The sequence below is a fragment of the Tatumella saanichensis genome, from assembly GCF_000439375.1.
GTDB lineage: Bacteria > Pseudomonadota > Gammaproteobacteria > Enterobacterales > Enterobacteriaceae > Tatumella > Tatumella saanichensis.
In genome coordinates, this window is the sequence record NZ_ATMI01000035.1 from 44,828 (window position 1) to 67,633 (window position 22,806).

Annotated in this window: 20 protein-coding genes; 7 read left to right on the plus strand and 13 right to left on the minus strand. The window is 50.3% G+C overall.

Going from position 1 to position 22,806, the window contains the following annotated elements; genetic code table 11:
* The first annotated feature begins 70 nt into the window (after positions 1 to 70).
* The 5 genes from zapE to sspB all read left to right on the plus strand — a co-directional run bounded on the left by zapE (position 71) and on the right by sspB (position 3,718).
* A complete protein-coding gene (zapE, locus tag DW47_RS0109885; RefSeq protein ID WP_029686277.1) occupies positions 71 to 1,198 on the plus strand; it encodes a cell division protein ZapE in 1,128 nt (375 codons plus the stop codon).
* Between the two features lie 244 nt (positions 1,199 to 1,442).
* Positions 1,443 to 1,871 (plus strand): 50S ribosomal protein L13, encoded by a 429-nt coding sequence (rplM, locus tag DW47_RS0109890; protein WP_029686278.1) that lies wholly within the window; start codon positions 1,443 to 1,445, stop codon positions 1,869 to 1,871.
* 15 nt (positions 1,872 to 1,886) lie between these two features.
* Positions 1,887 to 2,279, plus strand: coding sequence for a 30S ribosomal protein S9 (rpsI, locus tag DW47_RS0109895; protein ID WP_025903812.1), 393 nt, complete (start codon positions 1,887 to 1,889; stop codon positions 2,277 to 2,279).
* A gap of 303 nt (positions 2,280 to 2,582) precedes the next feature.
* A complete protein-coding gene (gene sspA / locus DW47_RS0109900) occupies positions 2,583 to 3,224 on the plus strand; it encodes a stringent starvation protein SspA (RefSeq protein WP_029686279.1) in 642 nt (213 codons plus the stop codon).
* Between the two features lie 2 nt (positions 3,225 to 3,226).
* Positions 3,227 to 3,718 (plus strand): ClpXP protease specificity-enhancing factor, encoded by a 492-nt coding sequence (sspB, locus tag DW47_RS0109905; protein WP_029686280.1) that lies wholly within the window; start codon positions 3,227 to 3,229, stop codon positions 3,716 to 3,718.
* A gap of 82 nt (positions 3,719 to 3,800) precedes the next feature.
* On the opposite strand, the gene DW47_RS0109910 is transcribed toward sspB, so the two are convergent.
* The 3 genes from DW47_RS0109910 to gltB form a co-directional block, all read right to left on the minus strand.
* Entirely contained in the window at positions 3,801 to 4,805 is a 1,005-nt protein-coding gene (locus DW47_RS0109910; protein WP_029686281.1) for an Abi family protein, read from the minus strand.
* Between the two features lie 444 nt (positions 4,806 to 5,249).
* Entirely contained in the window at positions 5,250 to 6,668 is a 1,419-nt protein-coding gene (locus DW47_RS0109915) for a glutamate synthase small subunit (protein ID WP_029686282.1), read from the minus strand.
* 9 nt (positions 6,669 to 6,677) lie between these two features.
* Entirely contained in the window at positions 6,678 to 11,144 is a 4,467-nt protein-coding gene (gltB, locus tag DW47_RS0109920) for a glutamate synthase large subunit (RefSeq protein WP_029686283.1), read from the minus strand.
* A 752-nt stretch (positions 11,145 to 11,896) separates the two neighbouring features.
* Between gltB and arcB the strand changes: the two genes are divergently transcribed.
* Positions 11,897 to 14,242 carry an aerobic respiration two-component sensor histidine kinase ArcB gene (gene arcB / locus DW47_RS0109925; RefSeq protein WP_029686284.1) on the plus strand — a complete coding sequence of 782 codons (2,346 nt, stop codon included), beginning with the start codon at positions 11,897 to 11,899 and terminating at the stop codon, positions 14,240 to 14,242.
* Between the two features lie 825 nt (positions 14,243 to 15,067).
* Positions 15,068 to 15,790, plus strand: a complete 723-nt coding sequence (gene mtgA, locus DW47_RS0109930) for a monofunctional biosynthetic peptidoglycan transglycosylase (RefSeq protein WP_029686285.1) — start codon at positions 15,068 to 15,070, stop codon at positions 15,788 to 15,790.
* A gap of 7 nt (positions 15,791 to 15,797) precedes the next feature.
* Here mtgA and npr read toward each other — a convergent pair whose 3' ends face one another.
* The 10 genes from npr to kdsD all read right to left on the minus strand — a co-directional run bounded on the left by npr (position 15,798) and on the right by kdsD (position 22,802).
* The gene (npr, locus tag DW47_RS0109935; RefSeq protein ID WP_029686286.1) at positions 15,798 to 16,070 is read right to left on the minus strand and encodes a PTS phosphocarrier protein NPr; all 273 of its coding nucleotides are present in this window, start codon (positions 16,068 to 16,070) and stop codon (positions 15,798 to 15,800) included.
* A complete protein-coding gene (gene rapZ / locus DW47_RS0109940) occupies positions 16,067 to 16,921 on the minus strand; it encodes an RNase adapter RapZ (RefSeq protein ID WP_029686287.1) in 855 nt (284 codons plus the stop codon). The genes npr and rapZ overlap by 4 nt, the downstream gene beginning before the upstream one ends.
* A gap of 48 nt (positions 16,922 to 16,969) precedes the next feature.
* Positions 16,970 to 17,455, minus strand: a complete 486-nt coding sequence (ptsN, locus tag DW47_RS0109945; RefSeq protein WP_029686288.1) for a PTS IIA-like nitrogen regulatory protein PtsN — start codon at positions 17,453 to 17,455, stop codon at positions 16,970 to 16,972.
* 167 nt (positions 17,456 to 17,622) lie between these two features.
* Positions 17,623 to 17,910, minus strand: a complete 288-nt coding sequence (gene hpf, locus DW47_RS0109950) for a ribosome hibernation promoting factor (protein WP_029686289.1) — start codon at positions 17,908 to 17,910, stop codon at positions 17,623 to 17,625.
* 20 nt (positions 17,911 to 17,930) lie between these two features.
* Complete coding sequence (gene rpoN, locus DW47_RS0109955) at positions 17,931 to 19,364, minus strand: RNA polymerase factor sigma-54 (protein ID WP_029686290.1); 1,434 nt, start codon at positions 19,362 to 19,364, stop codon at positions 17,931 to 17,933.
* 50 nt (positions 19,365 to 19,414) lie between these two features.
* Positions 19,415 to 20,140, minus strand: a complete 726-nt coding sequence (gene lptB / locus DW47_RS0109960; RefSeq protein WP_029686291.1) for an LPS export ABC transporter ATP-binding protein — start codon at positions 20,138 to 20,140, stop codon at positions 19,415 to 19,417.
* A gap of 5 nt (positions 20,141 to 20,145) precedes the next feature.
* The gene (lptA, locus tag DW47_RS0109965) at positions 20,146 to 20,694 is read right to left on the minus strand and encodes a lipopolysaccharide ABC transporter substrate-binding protein LptA (RefSeq protein WP_029686292.1); all 549 of its coding nucleotides are present in this window, start codon (positions 20,692 to 20,694) and stop codon (positions 20,146 to 20,148) included.
* The gene (gene lptC, locus DW47_RS0109970) at positions 20,672 to 21,241 is read right to left on the minus strand and encodes an LPS export ABC transporter periplasmic protein LptC (protein WP_029686293.1); all 570 of its coding nucleotides are present in this window, start codon (positions 21,239 to 21,241) and stop codon (positions 20,672 to 20,674) included. Before lptC ends, lptA begins: the two co-directional genes overlap by 23 nt.
* Positions 21,238 to 21,801 (minus strand): 3-deoxy-manno-octulosonate-8-phosphatase KdsC, encoded by a 564-nt coding sequence (gene kdsC, locus DW47_RS0109975; RefSeq protein WP_029686294.1) that lies wholly within the window; start codon positions 21,799 to 21,801, stop codon positions 21,238 to 21,240. Before kdsC ends, lptC begins: the two co-directional genes overlap by 4 nt.
* 14 nt (positions 21,802 to 21,815) lie before the next feature.
* Positions 21,816 to 22,802 (minus strand): arabinose-5-phosphate isomerase KdsD, encoded by a 987-nt coding sequence (kdsD, locus tag DW47_RS0109980; RefSeq protein WP_029686295.1) that lies wholly within the window; start codon positions 22,800 to 22,802, stop codon positions 21,816 to 21,818.
* Between the last annotated feature and the right edge of the window lie 4 nt (positions 22,803 to 22,806).

Below are 22,806 nucleotides of genomic sequence, written 5' to 3' on the forward strand. Positions count from 1 at the left end.
GTACTGTATAACGGTTTTTTTTTCGTCAATCGTCCCTGACGGGTCTTTCTGAAATGTAGAGAAATACCAAATGACTTCTCCTCTGTCCTTATACCAACAAGCTTTAAGCCGTGGTGAATTTCAGCCAGATGACGTACAAAAAGAAGCGGTTACTCGCCTTGATGTTATTTATCAATCTCTTAAAAATAAACCCCTGGGTGCCCCCCCCGCGAAAAAAGGGCTATTTGGTCACCTTTCTGGGCTGATGAGAAAACCATCGCCGCAGGTGACACCGCCGATTGAAGGTTTATATATGTGGGGGGGAGTCGGGCGTGGAAAAACGTGGATTATGGATCTCTTTTTTCAGTCTGTTCCGAGTTCGCGTAAACTTCGCTTACATTTTCACCGCTTTATGTTGCGGGTACATCAGGAGTTAACCGAGCTACAGGGGCAGAGTGACCCTTTGCTGATTATCGCTGATCGCTTTAAAGCAGAAACTGACCTGCTGTGCTTCGATGAGTTTTTTGTCTCAGATATTACCGATGCCATGTTACTGGGTACGCTAATGGAGGCACTGTTCGACCGGGGAATTACGCTGGTCGCCACCTCGAATATTCCGCCGAGTGAACTTTACCGCAACGGGTTGCAGCGGGCACGCTTCCTGCCTGCTATCGAACAGATTAAACGCCATTGCCAGGTGATGAATGTCGATGCCGGCATTGATTACCGATTACGTACCCTGGCCTCTGCCCACCTGTGGAAAACGCCGATCACTGAGGCGACGAATACGGAAATGACCCTGATGTTCAGCCATTTGAGTGGTCAGGAATATGGATCAGCGGCTGCGCCGGTGCTTGAGGTTAATCACCGTACAATGCCGACCCTTAAGGCACATCAGGGGGTATTGGCCTTGGAATTCCATACGCTGTGCGGCGAAGGGCGTAGCCAACTGGATTATATTGAGCTTTCCAAACAGTTTCATACTGTGCTTCTTTTTAATATGCCGGTGCTGACCGGACGCACCGAAGACACTGCGCGACGTTTTCTGGCGTTAGTCGATGAGTTTTACGAACGACATGTTAAACTGGTGGTCTGCGCAGCAGTGGCGCTGGAAGAAATTTATCAGGGCAACCAACTTAAATTTGAGTACCAGCGTTGCCTTTCACGTTTGCAAGAGATGCAAAGTGAAGAGTATCTGCGCCGCCCTCATTTGCCCTGAATGCGAATGCCGGGAAGAGGTGAGCAATTTTATCGCAAAAAGGGTCGACCTTTACGGACGACTTCTCTATAATCTTGCGACCCCACGTTACGGCAAATGGTTTTTTTTCCCAAAAACCTTTGTGATCCGGTAACTCTATCCGAAGGGGTAGGCTTGCTGGCAAAATGGTCGTGTGAGCCTCAATCGTTTACTTAAGCGTTTGGGATTTCACCAACGTGTAACTTATATTTGGGTAAGCTTTTCAATGAAAACTTTTACAGCTAAACCAGAAACCGTCCAGCGTGACTGGTATGTTGTTGACGCTACAGGCAAAACTTTAGGTCGTTTAGCGACTGAACTGGCCCGTCGTCTGCGTGGTAAACACAAAGCGGAATACACCCCGCATGTTGATACCGGTGATTACATTATCGTTCTGAACGCTGAAAAAATTGCCGTAACTGGTAACAAGCGTAGCGATAAGATTTATTACCATCACACTGGCCACATCGGTGGTATCAAGCAAGCGACCTTCGAAGAGATGATTGATCGCCGTCCTGAGCGTGTGATTGAAATCGCGGTTAAAGGCATGCTGCCAAAAGGCCCGCTGGGTCGTGCAATGTACCGTAAGCTGAAAGTTTACGCAGGTAACGAGCACAACCATGCGGCACAGCAACCGCAAGTTCTTGACATTTAATCGGGATTACAGGCAATGGCTGAAACTCAAAACTACGGCACAGGTCGCCGCAAAAGCTCATCCGCTCGCGTCTTTATCAAGCCGGGAAGTGGTAACATCGTCATCAACCAGCGTTCTTTAGAACAGTATTTCGGTCGTGAGACTGCACGTATGGTCGTGCGTCAGCCACTGGAACTGCTGGACATGGTTGGTAAATTTGATCTGTACATCACTGTTAAAGGTGGTGGTATCTCTGGTCAGGCTGGTGCGATCCGTCACGGTATCACACGCGCTCTGATGGAGTACGACGAATCTCTGCGTTCAGAACTGCGCAAAGCGGGCTTTGTTACCCGTGATGCACGTAAAGTTGAACGTAAGAAAGTCGGTCTGCGTAAAGCACGTCGTCGTCCACAGTTCTCTAAGCGTTAATTTCCTACTGCCTCGGCAGCTCAGGCAATTGGCCCCAAAAACCCGCTTCGGCGGGTTTTTTGTTTTTTAGGGCTAATCTTTTGCAATATCAGACATTTTATTGGTAAATCTTTAATCACTCGCCACAAACAGGTCAGGATCTGGTAAACTAACGGCCTGATTCGTGCCTGTCAGTCGTTACTGCGATTTTCCCTGATAATGATCTGTGAGCACCGCAGTCCATGCGGGCAGGCATTTTGTATACTGGCTAGTCGGCTGTGGTTGGCTATTCGTAGTATCTTTTTGAGCTAAGTGGAGGTTTTCATGGCTGTCGCTGCCAACAAACGTTCGGTAATGACACTGTTTTCCGGACTCAGTGATATTTTCAGCCACCAGGTACGTATTGTACTGGCTGAAAAGGGCGTTAGTGTGGAGATCGAACAGGTCGAAATGGATAACCTTCCGCAGGATCTGATTGACCTCAATCCATACGGTACCGTGCCTACCCTGGTTGATCGTGAGCTGACTTTGTATGAGTCACGCATCATCATGGAATATCTGGATGAGCGTTTCCCGCACCCGCCGTTAATGCCGGTCTATCCTGTTGCCCGTGGTGAAAGTCGCCTGATGATGCATCGCATCGAGCAAGACTGGTATAGCCTGATGTTCCGCATTGCTAACGGCAGTGCCCAAGAGGCCGATGATGCCCGTAAACAACTGCGTGAAGAGCTACTGGCTATTGCCCCACTGTTTTCTCGTACGCCATTCTTCATGAGCGACGAGTTTAGCTTAGTGGATTGCTATTTGGCACCGTTGCTATGGCGTTTACCTTCAATGGGTGTTGATCTGAGTGGTGCCGGTTCTAAAGAGTTGAAAGGCTACATGACCCGAGTATTTGAGCGTGACTCTTTCCTGGCTTCTCTGACCGAAAATGAACGCGAAATGCGTCTGCAATTCCGGGGCTAATTATGGAAATGACCGGACTGAGCGCACGCCGTCCTTATTTACTGCGTGCCTTCTACGACTGGCTGCTGGACAACGATCTGACACCACATCTGGTGGCCGATATCAACATGCCGGGTGTCATGGTGCCGTTGGAGTATGCTCGTGACGGACAAATTGTCCTAAACATTGCCCCGCGTGCGGTAGGTGGTCTTGAAATCACTAATGACGAAGTGCATTTTAATGCTCGGTTTGGTGGTGTACCCCGTCAGGTGATTGTCCCAATGCCGGCGGTGATGGCTATCTATGCCCGCGAAAATGGCGCTGGAACGATGTTTGAAGCGGAGCCCGCTTACGAAACCGCGCCTGAGGATTTCCAGAGTGCACCGTCAGACAATTTTATGTCTGTGGTGGACGGTGATTTACCAGATGACCAGCCTGACGCGGAGCAGGACCCTGATGATGATCCGGAACCACCTCGTGGTGGTGGGCGCCCTGCCTTACGTATCGTCAAGTAACCACTAACCGGCCTCTGTGCCGGTTTTTTTATCTCTGCACCAAAAAGCATGATGATGGCTGTACTCGGCTTGCCGGAACCTGTCAGCGTCGAAGATAATCTGCCCCCATAATAGCGACCCTCTGATCAGATGACATCAAGCGGATTATTTTGTCCCTTTTTAGGTCATTGAGTAGCTCTAGTAACTGCCTATTTTGGCTGATATCCATGGCAGGTATTCTGGAGGCAGGGCGGATAAAACTGTAAATCCCTTCTCGGGTACATAGAGTTCTGAAGCGGCGATCATGTTCGTTCTCTAAAAAGACTTGATGCCTTTGCGGACTCAGCCAATAAAGAAGTTCCAGTAGAGTATTATAATGTTTAGACAGCAGAGCTAGAGAAGCATTCAGACCAAAAACGGGACGACTGTAATCGGGCTTCCCAGTAGTCGGGTCCTCGTACTGGAATTTCCACAGGGCTTCATGATGGGCAAGACGATTCCTTAATTCCCTAATTCGCTTAAACTTATCCTCAATAATATGGCGCTTTATGCCGGCGGGTGCTCCTGGAAAGACTGAGACCAAAAGGTTTGGCCAGAGTAAAGAGCGGTTACGCGAGTCTTCATAGGAACTTGTCAGCAAGTTAGTCCAGAAACCAAAACTGAGTCCCGATATCACTCGTTCAGCGGTCACCTGCTTACCTGCGTCGGTAATGCGTCGCGAGACTTTACGGAGCGTTTTCTCTTCCCATGTTGTCGTTTTATAAGCGGGAAAACCATTGGCGAGGTAGTGTATATTACCGTTCTCATCACGCCGATAGCGCTTATTTTGCCTGATGAATTGTATATCGCCCAAATAGCGGAACAGATCAAAGATCCAGTTTTTATCTGTCCGATACAATTCTGGCGAGGCACCGGGAGGCGGATTCTGGCGTATACTGCAGTCAATACTATTTCTGAACGTCACTTCAAGGCAGTGCATGATCGGTTGCATGGCACTGCTTAATGCTTTGTTCCAGTTATAGGCGCCAGTCACCTCTTCCTTACGGAGCTTGAGGAGAGTTTCATATATTTTCAGGCGCGGTTCTGAGATGTAATCTTCCAAATCCATATAAGGCCCCGCTGTTTATTTTATGTACAGGTATTGTTGACAGATGCGCAAAAGTAGCATAGGTTAGGGATGTCAAGGCTCAGACTTCTTCGGACCTGAGCGCTACAGTTAGTACTGGAAAAGCCACCCTTGGGGTGGCTTTTCTCATTCTGTTTGCCGCATACCCCGGGGCATGTACCTCTGCCCAAGTGCCCTGTTAACTCCCATAGGTGCATCTTCTCACCTCTTGGGGCAGTTGTGCGTGGTCAAGCGTTATACTGCGAGTTAGGCCGCGTATCTGAGACAGCCTTCTCGGTCAGGCAGGTCACTGTCATACCCTCTTATCGGGGGCGCTTTGAGGCAAGAGAAGGTAGGTTGTGGGTGTGATTGAGTGTCGCTGAAAAATAAAACGCCCGATGGTCTCATCGGGCGTTGTCACAGATAACAGCATTGATCTGTTGGGATTTACACTTCTAAGTAATCCATGATGCCTTCGGCCGCCTTACGGCCTTCTGCGATTGCCGTGACCACCAAATCTGAACCACGGACAATATCGCCACCGGCAAAGATCTGCGGGTTACTGGTCTGGAAAGCGTTATCGCTGTGCTCTGGGGCGATGATCCGACCCTGAACATCCAACTCCACGCCAAAGTCTGCCAACCATTCCATCTTGTGTGGACGGAAACCAAAAGCCATGACCACGGCATCTGCCGGGATAATATGCTCCGAGCCTGGGACGATTTCGGCACGGCGACGCCCTGCGGCATCCGGAGGTCCCATCTCAGTGCGGGCCATCTTCACCCCACAGACTCGACCATTACCGTTAATCTCCACCCCTAAAGGTTGCAGATTAAACTGGAATTCGACCCCTTCTTCGCGGGCATTCTTCACTTCACGCTTTGAACCCGGCATGTTTTCTTCATCACGACGGTAAGCACAAATCACGTGACTAGCCCCCTGACGAATTGAGGTCCGCACACAGTCCATCGCAGTATCGCCCCCGCCCAGTACCACGACACGTTTACCCTGCATCGTGATGTAAGGCTGAGCCTCAAGCGCATCAAAGCCCATCGTCTGACGAGTATTGGCAATCAGGAAAGGCAGGGCATCATATACCCCAGGCGCCGATTCATTTTCCAGTCCGCCGCGCATGGATTGATAGGTCCCCACGCCGAGGAAAACGGCATCAAACTCACTGGTCAGGTCAGTCAATGATACATCCTGGCCGACTTCTGTATTCAGACGGAACTCAATGCCCATCTCGGTGAAGAGTTCGCGACGCTTGATCATCACTTCTTTCTCTAATTTGAAAGAAGGGATGCCGAAGGTCAGTAGGCCGCCGATTTCAGGATGACGATCGAAGACGACTGCTTTCACGCCGTTGCGGGTCAGCACATCGGCACACGCCAATCCAGCAGGACCCGCACCAATGATCGCGACACGTTTACCGGTCGGCACGACGTGGGACATGTCTGGTTTCCAGCCCATCTCCATCGCCTTATCATTGATATAACGCTCAATGTTACCGATGGTGACGGCACCAAATTCGGCATTCAGGGTACAGGACCCTTCACACAAACGGTCTTGTGGACAGACACGACCACACACTTCCGGCAGGCTGTTAGTCTGATGTGACAAGTCTGCCGCTTCCATAATCCGTCCTTCATTGGCCAGTTTCAGCCAGTTTGGGATGTAGTTATGGACCGGACATTTCCATTCACAGTATGGGTTACCACAGTCCAGGCAGCGATCTGCTTGGGCTTTAACTTGGCCTTCCGAAAAAGGCTCATAAATTTCGACAAATTCAATTTTCCGGATTTTCAGCGGTTTTTTAGGCGGATCAACGCGCTGCAAGTCGATAAATTGATAAACGTTCTGACTCATCGTGACCTCTTACTGCGCCTGAACCCGCAGTTCTGCTGCGGAGCGGCTACGGTGGCCCAGCAGTGCTTTCACATCACTGGACTTTGGTTTAACCAAGGTAAATTTCGCGGACCAGGTTGGCCAGTTCGCCAAGATCTCTTCGCCGCGGGTGGACTGGGTGTACTGAACATGTTCGGTGATTAAGCCGCGCAGATGTTCTTCGTGGATCGGTAGCTGATCCACATCCAGTACTTCAACCAGTTCAGCATTCACACGTTTACGGAACTCGCCATCTTCATCCAGTACGTAGGCAAAGCCGCCAGTCATACCAGCACCAAAGTTGACGCCGGTCCGGCCCAGCACACAGACGATCCCCCCGGTCATATATTCACAACCGTTATCTCCGATACCTTCCACAACGGTGATGGCGCCGGAGTTACGGACCGCGAAGCGCTCACCAGCCCGACCGGCAGCAAACAGTTTGCCTCCGGTTGCGCCGTACAGGCAGGTATTACCGGCGATGGTCGCATCAACACAGCGGAAGGCTGAGCCGACAGGTGGGCGGATCGCTAGCAGACCGCCAGCCATTCCTTTACCAACGTAGTCGTTAGCATCACCGGTGAGGATCATCTCCAGGCCACCGGCGTTCCATACCCCGAAACTCTGCCCAGCGGTACCGTTCAGATAGACGCGCAATGGATCCGCGGCCAGTCCCTGATCACCGTGCAGGGTGGCAATCGCTCCCGACAGTGTTGCACCTACCGAGCGATCGGTATTGCGGATATCGAAGTAGAACGTTTTGCTCTGCTTCTGTTCGGCAAACGGCAGCGCTTGATCCAGCAAGGCTTTATTCAGCAGTCCCTGGTCAAACGGCGGGTTACTTTCGGTGCAGTGCATCGCTTTACCTGGCATCGGTTCGGCCGTTTTCAACAACGATGACAGATCCAGCTTCTGCTGCTTGGCGGTATATCCGTCCAGTTCTTTCAGCAACTCAGTACGACCGATCAAATCAGTCAGGCGAGTTACTCCCAGCGCTGCCATCAGTTCACGGGTTTCACGCGCAATAAACTCAAAGTAGTTGGTCACTTTGAACGGCAGGCCGTGATAGTGATTTTTGCGCAGCTTGTCATCTTGGGTCGCGACACCGGTTGCACAGTTATTCAGGTGACAAATTCGCAGGTACTTACAGCCCAGTGCCACCATTGGCCCAGTGCCAAAGCCGAAGCTTTCGGCCCCAAGGATTGCGGCCTTAATAATGTCTAGGCCGGTTTTCAGGCCACCGTCCACCTGCAGGCGGATTTTGTGGCGCAGACCGTTGGCAACCAGTGCTTGCTGGGTTTCGACTAATCCTAACTCCCACGGACAGCCAGCATATTTCACCGAAGAGAGCGGGCTAGCACCAGTACCACCGTCGTAGCCGGCGATAGTGATCAGGTCAGCATAGGCTTTAGCAACCCCGGTCGCCACGGTCCCGACGCCCGGCTCAGAGACCAGCTTCACTGAAATCATTGCTTTTGGGTTGACCTGTTTCAAATCAAAAATCAGCTGGGCCAGATCTTCAATCGAATAGATATCGTGATGCGGTGGTGGGGAAATCAGGGTCACTCCCGGCACCGAATAGCGCAGACGAGCGATATACGGGGTCACTTTATCACCCGGTAACTGGCCGCCTTCGCCTGGTTTAGCACCCTGAGCCACTTTAATCTGGATCACATCGGCATTGACCAGATAGGCAGGGGTCACGCCGAAACGACCGGAAGCGACCTGCTTGATACGGGAGACTTTATTGGTACCGTAACGGGCTGGGTCTTCGCCGCCTTCGCCTGAATTCGAGAAGCCACCGATGCCATTCATTGCTTCTGCCAGCGACTCATGGGCCTCCGGACTCAACGCACCGATAGACATCGCCGCACTGTCAAAGCGTTTAAACAGCTCACTGGCAGGCTCTACGTCATCAATGCTGATCGCGTTCTCTCCGGTTTGCAGTGCCAGTAGATCACGGAAAGTCGCTGCAGGACGTTGATTAACCAGCGCTGCATACTTTTGATAATCGCTGTACTCACCGCTCTGTACGGCCTGTTGCAGGGTACCGACCACGTCTGGGTTATAGGCATGGTATTCGCCACCGTGAACGTATTTAAGCAGTCCGCCCTGCTCTAAGGTTTTACGCTGCAACCAGGCACGTTTCGACAGGTTGATTAAATCCTGCTGGAAATCTGTGAAGCTGGCACCGCCGATACGGCTGGTGACATTTTGGAAGCAAAGACGAGTCACATCCTGATGCAGACCGACGGCTTCGAACAGCTTTGAGCAACGGTAAGAGGCAATGGTCGAGATGCCCATTTTGGACATGATCTTATAAAGCCCTTTATTGATACCGTTACGGTAGTTCAGCATCACGGTCCGGTAATCTTTGGCGATGACGTTACTGTCAGACATCTGGGCCAATGACTCGTAGGCCAGCCACGGATAGACCGCGGTGGCACCGAAGCCTAACAGTACCGCGAAGTGGTGCGGATCGCGGGCGGATGCGGTTTCAACAATGATGTTGGCATCGCAACGCAGACTTTTCTCTACCAAACGAGCCTGAACCGCCCCAACGATCATTGGTGCCGGCACCGGCAACCGTGTGCTACTGATGTTACGATCCGACAGCACCAGTAAGACGGTTCCCTGACGTACCAGCTCTTCCGCTTGATCATTCAGACGATGGATGGCCTGCTCGAGGGTTTCGTTATCCGGTTCAAAAGTACAATCCAGGGTATCTGCACGGTAATACTTCCCTTCCAGCGTGGTGAGCTGAGTAAAGTCAGAATAGAGCAGGATAGGGGATTTAAAGCTGACACGGTGCGCCTGGCCTTCGGCTTCACAGAAGACATTCATCTCCTGACCGATGCAGGTCGCCAAGGACATCACATGATTTTCACGCAGTGGATCGATAGGTGGGTTGGTCACCTGAGCGAATTGCTGACGGAAATAGTCATAGATAATGCGCGGACGGCTGGACAATACCGCAAACGGGGTATCATCACCCATTGAACCGACCGCTTCTTGGCCGTTTTCGCCGAGAACACGGATAATACTGTCCAGCTCTTCGCTGCTGTAGCCAAATTGTTTGTGATAGGTCGCCAGAGTACTATTATCCAGTTGGCGTTTGCCCACCTGATCGTCGGTAAGCTCCTCGAAAGGCACCAGACGTTTGACGTTCTTTTCCATCCACTCTTTGTAGGGATGACGGCTTTTCAGGTCATTATCTGTTTCAGCAGAATGCAGGATCCGCCCTTCACGGGTATCGATGACCATCAGCTCACCCGGCCCAACACGGCCCTTAGTCACCACTTCATCAGGCTGGTAATCCCAGATCCCCACTTCTGAGGCACAGGTGATTAATTTATCTGAGGTGATCACATAGCGTGCTGGGCGCAGACCATTACGGTCGAGGTTACAGGCAGCATAACGTCCATCAGACATAACGATACCGGCTGGACCATCCCACGGCTCCATGTGCATGGAGTTAAAGTCGAAGAAGGCGCGCAGCTCAGGATCCATATCCGGGTTATTCTGCCAAGCGGGTGGAACCAGCAGACGCATGGCACGGATAAGATCCATCCCACCGTTGAGGAACAGTTCCAGCATGTTATCCATGGAGCTGGAATCGGAGCCGGTTTCGTTGACAAAAGGGGCAACCGTTTGCAGGTCAGGGATCAGCGGCGTATTGAATTTATATGCACGGGCGCGTGCCCATTGACGGTTACCGGCAATGGTATTGATCTCACCGTTGTGAGCCATATACCTGAACGGCTGTGCCAGAGGCCAGCGCGGAACGGTATTAGTAGAAAAGCGCTGATGAAATAAACAAATGGATGATTCTAAACGTAAATCTGCCAAGTCCAAATAGAACCTTGGCAAATCTTTAGGCATACACAGCCCTTTATAGATATTGACCTGATTAGAAAAACTACAGATGTAGAAATCACTGTCATTCAGTGCTTCGACACGTTTTTCTATCCGGCGGCGGGCCATATACAGGCGGCGCTCCATATCACGCGGTCGCCAGCCAGCTGGGGCGTTGATAAAGACTTGTTGGATCCCAGGGAGGGAGGACAGGGCTATCTCACCCAATACATCCTGATTGGTCGGGACTTCACGCCATCCCACGACCGACAGGGTTTCGCGGATTATCTCTTCTTCGACGATCGCGCGGGCAGCACTGGCTTTCGCCTCATCAGTGCTCAGAAACAGCATACCGACGGCATAGTTTTTCGCCAGTCGCCAGCCTTTCTCTTCCGCCACAATGCGGAAAAAGCGATCAGGTTTCTGCAACAGTAGGCCACAACCGTCACCGGTTTTACCATCTGCCAGAATTGCACCGCGGTGTTGCATACGCGCAAGACCGTGGATCGCGGTTCGTACTACCTTGTGGCTCGGCTCACCTTCTATATGGGCGATCAGGCCAAAACCACAGTTATCCTTTTCAAGGGATTTATCATACAACATTTCGTGAACCTCCCCGGGCTCTAGAGACTCTTGTTATTCCGGCAGTCAGACACGCTCAGCGGTGGCGAATGAATGCGGGCATCAGCAGGTGCTCACAGACAATAATCGCTTTTTCAGCCATGACGGGCTTAGTCGATGTGACAAGTGTCGGGAACGTGTGACAGGGAACCTCTGTTACTGCATAAATATGGCAGAGTGTGGATCTGCACAGAAAGCTTCCAGTGGATTTCCAACTTATCGGGAAAGCGAAGTCAGGTCAAATAGTGATGATTTTTATTGATTAACATAAAAATAAGTTATATCAATTTGAAAATTAAGGAATTTTTAAGTTTGTGAAGCGTTAGTCTAGTTGAATGCTCGCAGGAGAACTGTGAACTGTCTCACTATGGTGCACCGCTGCTATGACTGCACCATGCTGAAGCTGCCATTATTTGCAGCATAAAATGCCAGATCTTAATTATTTATTGCATGATATGGCTGTTTTGATTGTTGCCATTTTTTTATTGCTGCTAAGCGGCAGCATTAAAAAAATTAATCACAAAGGCAGGTGCGTTAAGATCCTCTGCTAGTGAATGATTATTCATTTTATGCTGTGAGTTATCTATTTCTTACCTCAGAACAGTGAACCCAGGGAAACGGTAGCCACTGGCAGTCATTGCGGCCTTGAGAAAAACCGAGAGTTTGCCGCTATCAACATCTCTCAGTGAGAATAATTTAGGCTATGATGAGCACCTACAGTCAGGGAGGGAATGATGAAACAAATACGATTACTGGCGCAGTACTATGTAGACCTGATGGTCAAACTTGGTCTGGTACGGTTCTCACTGCTGCTGGCGTCGGCTCTGGTCGTATTAGCGATGATTGTCCAGATGGCCGTAACGCTAGTGCTGCAGGGGCGTGTCGAAAGTCTCGATGTGGTACGTTCCGTTTTCTTCGGCCTGTTAATTACCCCCTGGGCGGTGTACTTCCTGTCAGTAGTCGTAGATCAGCTGGAAGATTCTCGGCAGCGGCTGGCGAGGCTGGTGGATAAGCTTGAGGAGATGCGGGAGCGTGATCTGCAGTTAAATCAGCAAATGAAAATCAATATTCAGCAGCTGAACCAGGAAATTAATGATCGCGAAAAAGCGGAGCAGGCCCGTGAGCAGGCCATTGATAAACTCCGTGAAGAGATGGCTAGCCGAGAAAAAACACAGATTGAGCTTGAGCAGCAGTCTAGCTTTTTACGCTCTTTTCTTGATGCCTCACCCGATCTAGTTTTTTACCGCAATATTGACCGCCAGTTCTCCGGTTGTAACCGCGCTATGGAATTACTGACCGGCAAGAATGAAAGCCAACTGGTCGGACTGTCACCGCTGGATATCTATGATACCGATACCGCCAGCAAAGTCCTTGAAACGGATGAAAAAGTGTTTCGTCATAATGTCGCCTTGACCTATGAACAATGGCTGCAGTATCCGGACGGTAAAAAAGCCTGCTTCGAAATCCGAAAAGTGCCGTACTACGATCGGGTCGGTAAACGTGCCGGTCTGATGGGGTTCGGTCGTGATATCACCGAGCGCAAGCGCTACCAGGAAGCTCTGGAAAGTGCCAGCCGAGAAAAAACGACGTTTATTTCTACTATCAGCCATGAATTGCGCACTCCACTGAACGGTATTGTTGGCCTGAGCCGTATTCTGCTGGATACTGGCCTGAGTCAGGAGCAGCAGAATTACCTGAAAACCATCCATGTCTCAGCGATCACCCTCGGTAATATTTTTAACGATGTTATTGAAATGGATAAAATCGAGCGACGTAAAGTTCGTCTTGATAACCAGCCGATAGATTTTACTGGGTTCTTGGCCGATCTTGAAAACCTCTCCGGACTGCTGGTCCAGCCAAAAGGGCTAAAATTTGTGATGTCGGCACAGCTGCCGTTGCCGCAGAGTATTATTGCTGACGGTACCCGGCTGCGTCAGATCCTCTGGAATCTGATTGGTAATGCTGTGAAATTCACCCGTGAGGGTGAAATTGTCGTCACGGTGCGTTATGAGCAAAGCAGCGAAACCTTAAGCTTTGAGGTACAGGACTCCGGTATCGGTATTCCACAAAGCGAACAGGACAAGATTTTCGCCATGTATTATCAAGTAAAGGATCAGCATGGTGGTAAACCGGCCACTGGCACCGGCATCGGGCTGGCTATTTCTCATCGACTGGCCCAAGCAATGGGGGGAGGTATCCGCGTCCACAGTGTTCCAGGGGAGGGAGCCTGTTTTACCCTACAGGTCCATGCTCCAGAGCGGGTGATCGGTGCACCGCAGCCGGAGCAGGAAGAGGATTTACCCCTGCCAGCTCTGCATATCTTGTTGGTAGAGGATATCGAACTCAATGTTATCGTCGCTCGATCGGTTCTGGATAAGCTCGGCTGTACCACCGAAGTCGCCATGACTGGCGCCGAAGCGCTGGAACTGTTTGATCCGGAAGAGTTTGATATGGTGCTGCTCGATATTCAGCTACCAGACATGACCGGCCTGGATGTGGCGAGAAGTCTGCATCAACGTTTTTCCGGTCAGCAATTACCGCCTCTTGTCGCGTTAACGGCCAATGTGCTCAAGGATAAGAAAGAGTATCTAGATGCTGGAATGGATGATGTGCTGAGTAAGCCACTGGCGGTACCCGCCCTGACGGCAGTTATCAGTAAATACTGGAATCCACATAAGGAGGAGGTTGAACCGCTGTCCACATTACCCGTTCCCGAAGTCTGTAAACACTTCGATGTAGAAATGCTAGAGCAGTACCTTGAACTGGTCGGCCCACAGCTGATTTATGACAGCTTAACGATGTTCGAAAAAATGATGCCGGGTTATTTAGATGTGTTGGATTCCAACATGATGGCCAGAGACCAGAAAGGGATCGCTGAGGAAGGGCATAAAATTAAAGGGGCTGCAGGGTCGGTGGGGCTGAAGTACCTGCAGGAGATTGCTCGTCAGATCCAGGCACCCGAGCTGCCTGCTTGGTGGGATAACGTGCAAGAGTGGATCGACGAACTGCGGCATGAATGGCGTCAGGAAGCTGACTCTCTGAGACGCTGGGTCAAGGCTCGTGAAAAAGAAAAACGCTAACAGGGACGGGAGCAAAAAATGACCCCGGTCAAACCGGGGTGCGCGAAGAATTGCGCCAACACCAGGGAAAAGGATTTTCTGCAGCATTAGAAGGAACGTTCTACGGGATGAGCCGTGCTGCAGAGAGTATCGGTTACCGGCGGAATTACCTTAACAAAATTCGCAGTTACTTTGCCATAACTCATTAAGTTTTGTGAAGTTGAAATGCCAAGGGGATCTCATTATTAATTCTGTTTATCCATCCAATTGTTGGGGTTCTATGCCTTTCCACTCAGATGGACATACACCCTGTATAAAAAGTAAATCGCCTTATTTTTCCTCAGCTTAAAAAATAGTAACCGGATTTTAATAGTCTCTTTATTTATATAATTCATAAACAAAACAACAGTTAACAAGCTTACATTTAGTAACACTCTGAGGGGGTAAGCCGAAACCATAAAATGGAACCGATACCTCCCTAAGCCGCATTCTCTGGGATATTGAATAGTTTTGATTACCTTTTCGTTTTGCAGATCCAGCAATATGCTTACTGACGGAGAGCAAGTCGGCTTACGGATCGCCGAGCAGATCCCAATGGCAGTGGCCGGTGATGTGTTTCGGCAAAAGTATGCGAATTAATGATTAGCAAATATTATTATTAACCTATAGGTATTTTTTGTTACCTGAGGATTTTGTGACGCGATAGCAGCATCTGAAGAGTAAGTGGCGCTGTGATACTCCAGCAGAGCGTTACCGCTTAGGGTAGACAGCCCTGAAGAAAATAGCCTGTGGGTAGTGAATCTGTCATTATTCTTCGTAGACGAACAGCAAAGCAGGGACCGGCTGATGGCAAAGAAAACGAATAGCTTTTGGGCAACACTGAAAAAGCGCCTGTTAATCATTACAGGAGGAATAGTGTTGTGGTTCTTTGCATTGATTTTACTGTTTTCGCTGCTGCCAGTTCCCTTTTCAGCGGTGATGGCTGAGCGACAGGCCAGCGCCTTTTTTAGAGGTGACTGGCACTACCGTGCTCATTCTCGCTGGGTGAGTATGTCAGACATTTCTCCTTGGATGCCGCTGGCTGTCATGGCCGGCGAAGATCAAAAATTTCCCCAGCATCATGGCTTTGATATACAGGCAATTCAGTCGGTATTGGACAGTCAGAATGCTAGCATGATGCGAGGAGCTTCCACGCTGTCTCAACAGACTGCTAAGAATATGTTTCTGTGGGATGGCCGCAGTTGGGCAAGGAAAGGTCTAGAGGCAGTGTTGACCGTAGGTTTGGAGACGGTATGGGGTAAAAAGCGCATCCTTACTGTCTATCTAAATATTGCTGAGTTTGGCCCAGGAATTTTTGGGGTTGAAACGGCGTCGCAGACCTACTTCCATAAGCCAGCTCGCCAGCTCACCCGTCAAGAAGCGGCTTTACTGGCAGCAGTACTGCCTAACCCCATCATTTATCATGCTAACCGGCCATCAGCGTATACCCGAGAGCGTCAGCAATGGATCCTACAGCAGATGGGGCAATTAGGCGGCACTGACTTCTTGCGTAAATACCGGCTTTACTAACCACTATTTAGTCTTCGTCAAAGCCGGCATTAAACAGACTGATAACCGCCTGTAGCGCGGCCTGTTCTTCAGGACCATTGGCTTCGACCTCGATACGACCACCTTGGGCTGAATCTAGCATTAGTAGTGCTATCACACTGCTGGCATCCGCTTCGGTGCCCGCTTCATTACGCAGTGTCACTTCAGCATCAAAACTCTGCACCAGTTCGAACAGCTTCATGGCCGGACGGGCGTGCATCCCCAGCTTGTTTCTGATTTCAACGGACTGTTTAACGGTCATGATTTTTTCTTTTCCAGTGTACGATGGCGTGACTGAACATTTTTACCGCGGGAGCGGAAATAGTCAGCAAGTTGCTCGGCAATATAGACGGAACGGTGTTTTCCACCGGTACATCCGATAGCCACCGTCAAATAACTGCGGTTATTGGTCTCTAGCATCGGTAGCCAGAGCTCCAGATAGGTGCGGGTCTGATAAATGAAATTATGCACTTCAGTGTGCCGATCAAGAAATGCGGCAACCGGACGGTCAAGCCCGGTGAGCGGCCGGAGCTTTGGGTCCCAGTGCGGATTAGGCAAAAATCGCACATCAAACACATAGTCAGCATCGATAGGGATACCGTATTTAAAACCAAAGGATTCTATCACAATGGTCAGCTCGCGCTCACGTTTACCCAGCAACCGTGCGCGCAGCATTTCTGCCAGCTCATGGACGGACATTTCCGAGGTATCGATAATCAGGTCAGCCCGTGAGCGCAATGGCTCCAATAAATCGCTCTCTTCATCAATCGCGCTCTCTAGCGACAGATTGCGGGCAGAGAGCGGATGCAGACGGCGGGTATCACTATAGCGGCGGATCAGAGTATTACGGTCGGCATCGAGAAACAGTAACTGTGGGGAAAATTTTTCCGATAACCGCTCGAAGGTAGTTTCAAAGAGCTCCGGAGACTCCGGCATATTCCGAACATCGACACTGACAGCCGCCGAGATATTACGCTTTTCCAGTGACTGGGCCAGCTCAGGTAACAGATCGACAGGTAAATTATCGACACAGTAGAAGCCCATATCTTCCAACGCACGCAGAGCCACAGACTTCCCTGATCCTGAACGACCACTGACGATCATTAATACCATGATCTTTCTCCCGTAATGACTGCCAATCGTCTGAAAGACTCTCTGGCCTTATTCTTCGGTGGTTCGCGGAACATCCATAATAATTTCATAGAGTTCCTGATCACTCCGCGCCGCCCGCAGCCGGCGGCATATGGTTTTATCTGCCAAACGTTTGGCAACCTGCGATAAGGTATGCAGGTGCGTTTTGCATTGATCCGCCGGCACCAACAGAGCAAACAGCAGATCTACCGGCTGATTATCGACGGCATCAAATGCGATAGGGTGCTCCAAACGGATAAATACCCCGATAGTACGCAGAGTATCTTCCTCTAGCTTACCGTGGGGGATGGCGATCCCGCCACCGATACCGGTACTCCCCATCCGCTCCCGGTTCAGGATAGTTTCAAAAATCACTTGATGAGGCAGGTTGAGCTGAGTAGCAGCCAGTTCGCTGATAATCTCTAGTGCCCGCTTCTTACTCTGACAAGGTACATTGTTGCGTGTACAGTCGGCACTTAGGACATGGCTCAGTTCGAGTGTCAGTTCACTATTCATAAGTTTTCACTTGCAGATTCATCTGACCCCTTACTGGCGGTCTGTGGTTGTGATTCATACCGCGGCATCAGCAGACTGAGACCTGCTAAAGGCGGGAACAGAATACAAAACAGCCCCGACAGTAGCCGGTGGCTGTTTTTTCTCTGCCGGAACAGGCAGCGCTGCGACTAATGCTGTTTCAGCTTCTCTTTATGGCGGGTCAGCTGCCGTGAAAGTTTATCTACCAACCCGTCAATGGCGGAATACATATCTTCCGTCACCGCGGTGGCATGGATCTCTCCGCCGTTGATATGCAAGGTTGCCTCTGCAATTTGTTGAACCTTTTCAACCTTCAGGATGATGTATACCTGATTGATATGTTCGAAAAACTGGACCAGCTTAGCAAATTTTTCTTCGGTAAACTGACGCAGGCCTGCAGTTATTTCAACATGCTGTCCGGTAATATTCAGTTGCATAGGCTTTCCTCATGGTAATGTCACAGCAGCTGTTTACGCTGATTTGACGGCGGAATAGATAGCGATTCGCGATATTTAGCTACAGTGCGTCTGGCAACCATAATGCCCTGTTCAGATAACATAGTGGTCAGTTTGCTATCACTCAAGGGTTTTACCGGGTTTTCAGTAGAGATTAATTTTTTAACCAAAGCACGGATCGCTGTCGAAGAAGCTTCACCTCCGCCTTCGGTATTTACATGGCTTGAGAAGAAATATTTCAGCTCAAAAATGCCACGTGGGCTGTGCAGGTACTTCTGTGTGGTGACACGAGAAATCGTCGATTCGTGCATATCTACCGCCTGGGCGATATCTGCCAAGACCATTGGGCGCATATGTTCTTCACCATGCTCAAAGAACGCCTGCTGTTGCTCAACGATACAGCGGGACACTTTTAATAGCGTATCATTACGGCTTTCTAGGCTCTTAATGAGCCAGCGGGCTTCTTGGAGGTTATTACGGATAAACTGGTTATCGCTGTCATTACGCGCACCACCACTCATTGCCGCATACTGCTGATTAATACGTAGCCGGGGCAGGCTGTCAGTGTTCAGTTCAACTGTCCAAGTTGTTCCGGCTTTACGTACGAGTACGTCAGGGATCACATACTCTGACTCACCGGTGTTGATCGATTGGCCTGGACGCGGGTCGAGGGACTGGATCAACAGCATGGCCCCTTTCAGTACCTCTTCTTTCAGCCGAGTCACTCGCATCAGGCTACGGAAATCGTGGTTTGCCAGTAAATCGAGATGTTCACGCACAATCAGGCGTGCTTCTTCCAGCATCGGCATCTCTGCGGCAAACTGTGATAATTGGATCAGCAGACACTCTTTTAAATCCCGAGCGCCTACGCCAATCGGATCAAAATGCTGGACCCGTTTTAAGACTGCTTCCACCTCGTCCAGCGTCAGTTCGTCATCGCCGATACTCTCGAGAATATCTTCCAGTGGTACTGTCAGATACCCAGTGGTATCAATGGCATCGACGATGGACGTCGCAATCGCCCGGTCAGTATCACTGAACGGTGTCAGTTCCATCTGCCAGATCAAATAATCCTGCAAGGACTGAGTGGTTTCTCCCTGATACAGGGGTAATTCATCATCCTGATAATCAGTACCGGTACCGGATGGCGTGCCTGCGGTATAAATCTCATCCCAAGTGGCATCCAGTGGTAGCTCTTCTGGCATATCCTTTTGCTCAAGCGCCTCCCGCGTATCGAGAGAGGCGGTTTCACCTGACTCTTCAGCATCCACTTCATTTAGGATGTCGGTCTGTTCCAGCAGCGGGTTACTTTCCAGAGCTAACTGCAGTTCCTGTTGTAACTCGAGCGTAGAGAGTTGCAACAGTCGTATCGCCTGCTGCAACTGGGGAGTCATCGCCAGTTGTTGGCTGAGTCTGAATTGCAAGCTTTGCTTCATAGTGTGGAACGGATTTCCTGAGAAGATTCAATAAGCACAGGTTAACAGAATCACAGACGGAACTCTTCACCGAGATACACGCGTTTCACGTGCTCATCAGCGAGGATCTCATCAGGGGTTCCGTGGGCGATCAGTTTTCCTTGACTAACAATATAGGCGCGTTCACAGACCGCTAATGTCTCACGGACATTGTGGTCGGTGATCAATACACCCAGACCACTGTCGCGCAAGTGTTCGATGATCCTTTTGATATCGATAACCGAAATCGGATCGACCCCGGCAAACGGCTCATCCAGTAGGATGAACTTTGGATTAGCGGCCAAGGCACGGGCGATCTCTACGCGACGACGTTCGCCACCGGACAGAGCCTGACCCAGGCTATCGCGCAAATGTTCAATATGAAACTCTTCCATCAGTTCATTGGCGCGATCGGCGCGTTGCTCTGCAGTCAGGTCTTTACGTACCTGCAGGACCGCCATCAGGTTATCGTACACGCTCAGGCGACGGAAGATGGAGGCTTCCTGCGGCAGATAGCCTATTCCGCGACGAGCACGAGCATGTAATGGCAACAGGCTGATATCTTCGCTATCAATCACGATACGTCCGGCATCACGGGGAACAATGCCGACCACCATATAAAAGGTGGTGGTTTTCCCGGCGCCGTTGGGCCCAAGTAGGCCGACGATTTCACCGGAGTTTACTTTCAGACTGACATCCTCAACTACGCGCCGGCCTTTATAAGCTTTTGCCAGATTTTCTGCTAGTAGTGTTGCCATAACGATTATTGACTCTGTTTATGTGATTTTGAGGGGGTATTCTGCAACTGAGACGGTACCAGCGTTGTGGTGACTCGCTGTTTCTGCCCTTGGCTATACGCCTGCATTTTTTGTTGTTTCACCAGATAGGTGATGCGATCTCCACTGATATTACTGTTCAGCTGCTCAATATAAGCCTTACCGGTCAATTCCACCGAATCATTGGCCAGATCGTAATGCAGTTTGGAGGCGTGGCCCTGAACCGGTTTACCACTGTCTTGCATCTGGTAGAAAGTGGCCGGATTACCGTAAGCATCCACCAAGGTCTTTTTACTGTCACCCCCTGGGCGGGTGACAACCACTTTATCGGCGGTGATCTTGATGGTGCCCTGAGTGATCACGACATTACCGGTAAAAGTCGCCACGTTGCCCTGCATGTCCATAGACTGGTTTTCAGAGGTCACGTTCACCGGCTTATCGGAATCTCCGGTCACCGCTAGGGCGGGCAGGCTGCAACTCAGCAGGGTACCGATCAGCAATAACTGGAAACCCTTAATGTTGGTTTTGAATTTCATAGTAGGTTTTGACCTTTTCAAGTAATTCGGCATTTTTAGCCCGTAAGTTGCCGCGCATTTTCATCCCTGTCGAGCTGAAGCCCTGGCCATAGAGAGTGACCTGGTCATCGGAGGAAACATCCTGGGTAACAAGATTGACCTGCGCATTATCGGTGGTCATCCGTTCAATTCTGGCATCCTGACTGAGCGCTCGGACTTCGACATGACCGTAAAGATACAGCATGCGGTCTTTTGTCAGTTTTGCTTTATCTGCTTTTACCGACCAAGCCGGTGCTTTTTGCTGATCGTAGGTGATCATCACGGGATTATCGAACCAAGTAACTTGGGTATTATCAAAGTAATTCACTTTTTGTGAATCAAGTTTATAAGCAAGCCCCCCTTCGGGGTTGTAGACCACGCTGTGGGTCGTGGCGGAAGTATAGGTCGGACTCTGATCATCCTGTATCACCACCGGGGCTGGACTATCCTGATTTTTCAGGTTCCAGCCGATCAGCACTAGGGCAATCACTGCCAATAACAGGGTTATCCAGCGTCTGCTTTTACTCATATCGAAAGCCCTTTGGCATCCTCAAACTTATGTTGTGCCATCAAAATGACATCACAGATTTCACGGACCGCACCGCGACCTCCGGCAATACGGGTGACATACTCCGCACGTTCGATCAATAACGGATGGGCATCGGCCACGGAGACGCTCAGCCCGACTTCGGCCATTACTGGCCAGTCAATCAGATCATCACCGATATAGGCGATCTGATCCGCTGTCAGCGATAGTTTATCCAGAAGATCGCCAAAGGCCAAAAGCTTATCCGATTGTCCCTGATAAAGATGGCGGATCCCTAGTGTCCGGCAACGGTCTTCCAACAGAGGCGCATTGCGACCAGTAATGATTGCTACCTCAATATCGTTGGTTAGCAGGCAACGGATGCCATAACCATCCCGCACATTGAACGCTTTCAGCTCTTCGCCGTTATTACCCATATAAATCAGGCCATCGGACATCACGCCATCGACATCACAGATCAGCAGTTTGATTTTCTCAGCGCGGGTCATCACGCTCTGGCTGACCGGACCGTAACAGGTAGACACGGGTAATTCAGTTTTCATTTCTCTATCCTGACTCAGACTACACCAGCACGTAGCATATCGTGCATATGTACCACACCCACCAGACGATTGTTATCGGCAACCAGCAGCGAGGTGATATTTTTACTTTGCATAATATTCAGGGCATCTACCGCGAGAATATTTGGCGCGACGCGAATACCCCCGGGGGTCATCACCTGTTGGATTGAGGTTTTCCGGAAATTAACGTCCATATCAATCACCCGCCGTAAATCCCCGTCGGTAAACAGGCCAGCAATCTGCATATCGTCACCGACCACTACCGTCATCCCCATTTTCTTGCGGGTAATTTCCAGTAAGGCATCTTTTAGTGAGGCCTGAGGAGAGACACAAGGCATCTCACTGCCGGCATGCATCACATCGCTGACGTGTAGCAGCAACTTTCTGCCGAGGGCCCCGCCAGGATGAGACAGGGCAAAATCCTGGGCAGTAAAACCTCGAGCTTCCAGTAGGGCCACAGCCAGGGCATCGCCCATCACCAAGGTGGCGGTGGTACTACTGGTGGGAGCCAGCCCAAGTGGGCAGGCTTCCTGTGGAACTTTTACGGTTAGATGCAGATCTGCCGCATGTGCCATCGCACTATCCGGACGGCTACTCAGGCAGATAAGCGTAATATTCAGCCGTTTTATTACCGGGATCAGGGCCAGGATCTCGTGAGATTCACCACTGTTGGAAATGGCGAGCACCACATCGTCACGGCCTACCATGCCTAAATCACCATGGCTGGCTTCCGCCGGATGGACAAAAAAGGAAGGGGTACCGGTGCTGGCAAAGGTCGCGGCCATTTTACGTGCAATATGACCAGACTTGCCCATGCCCATGACTACCACTTTCCCACGACAGTGATAGAGTATTTCACAGGTACGGGAAAAGTCTGCATTAATATACTGATCCAGTTGTTCAAGACCTTCACGTTCGATGCGCAGGACGTTTTTACCCGCTTTCCTGAAATCAAAACCTGGGTATAAAGGTTGTTCAGACATTCAG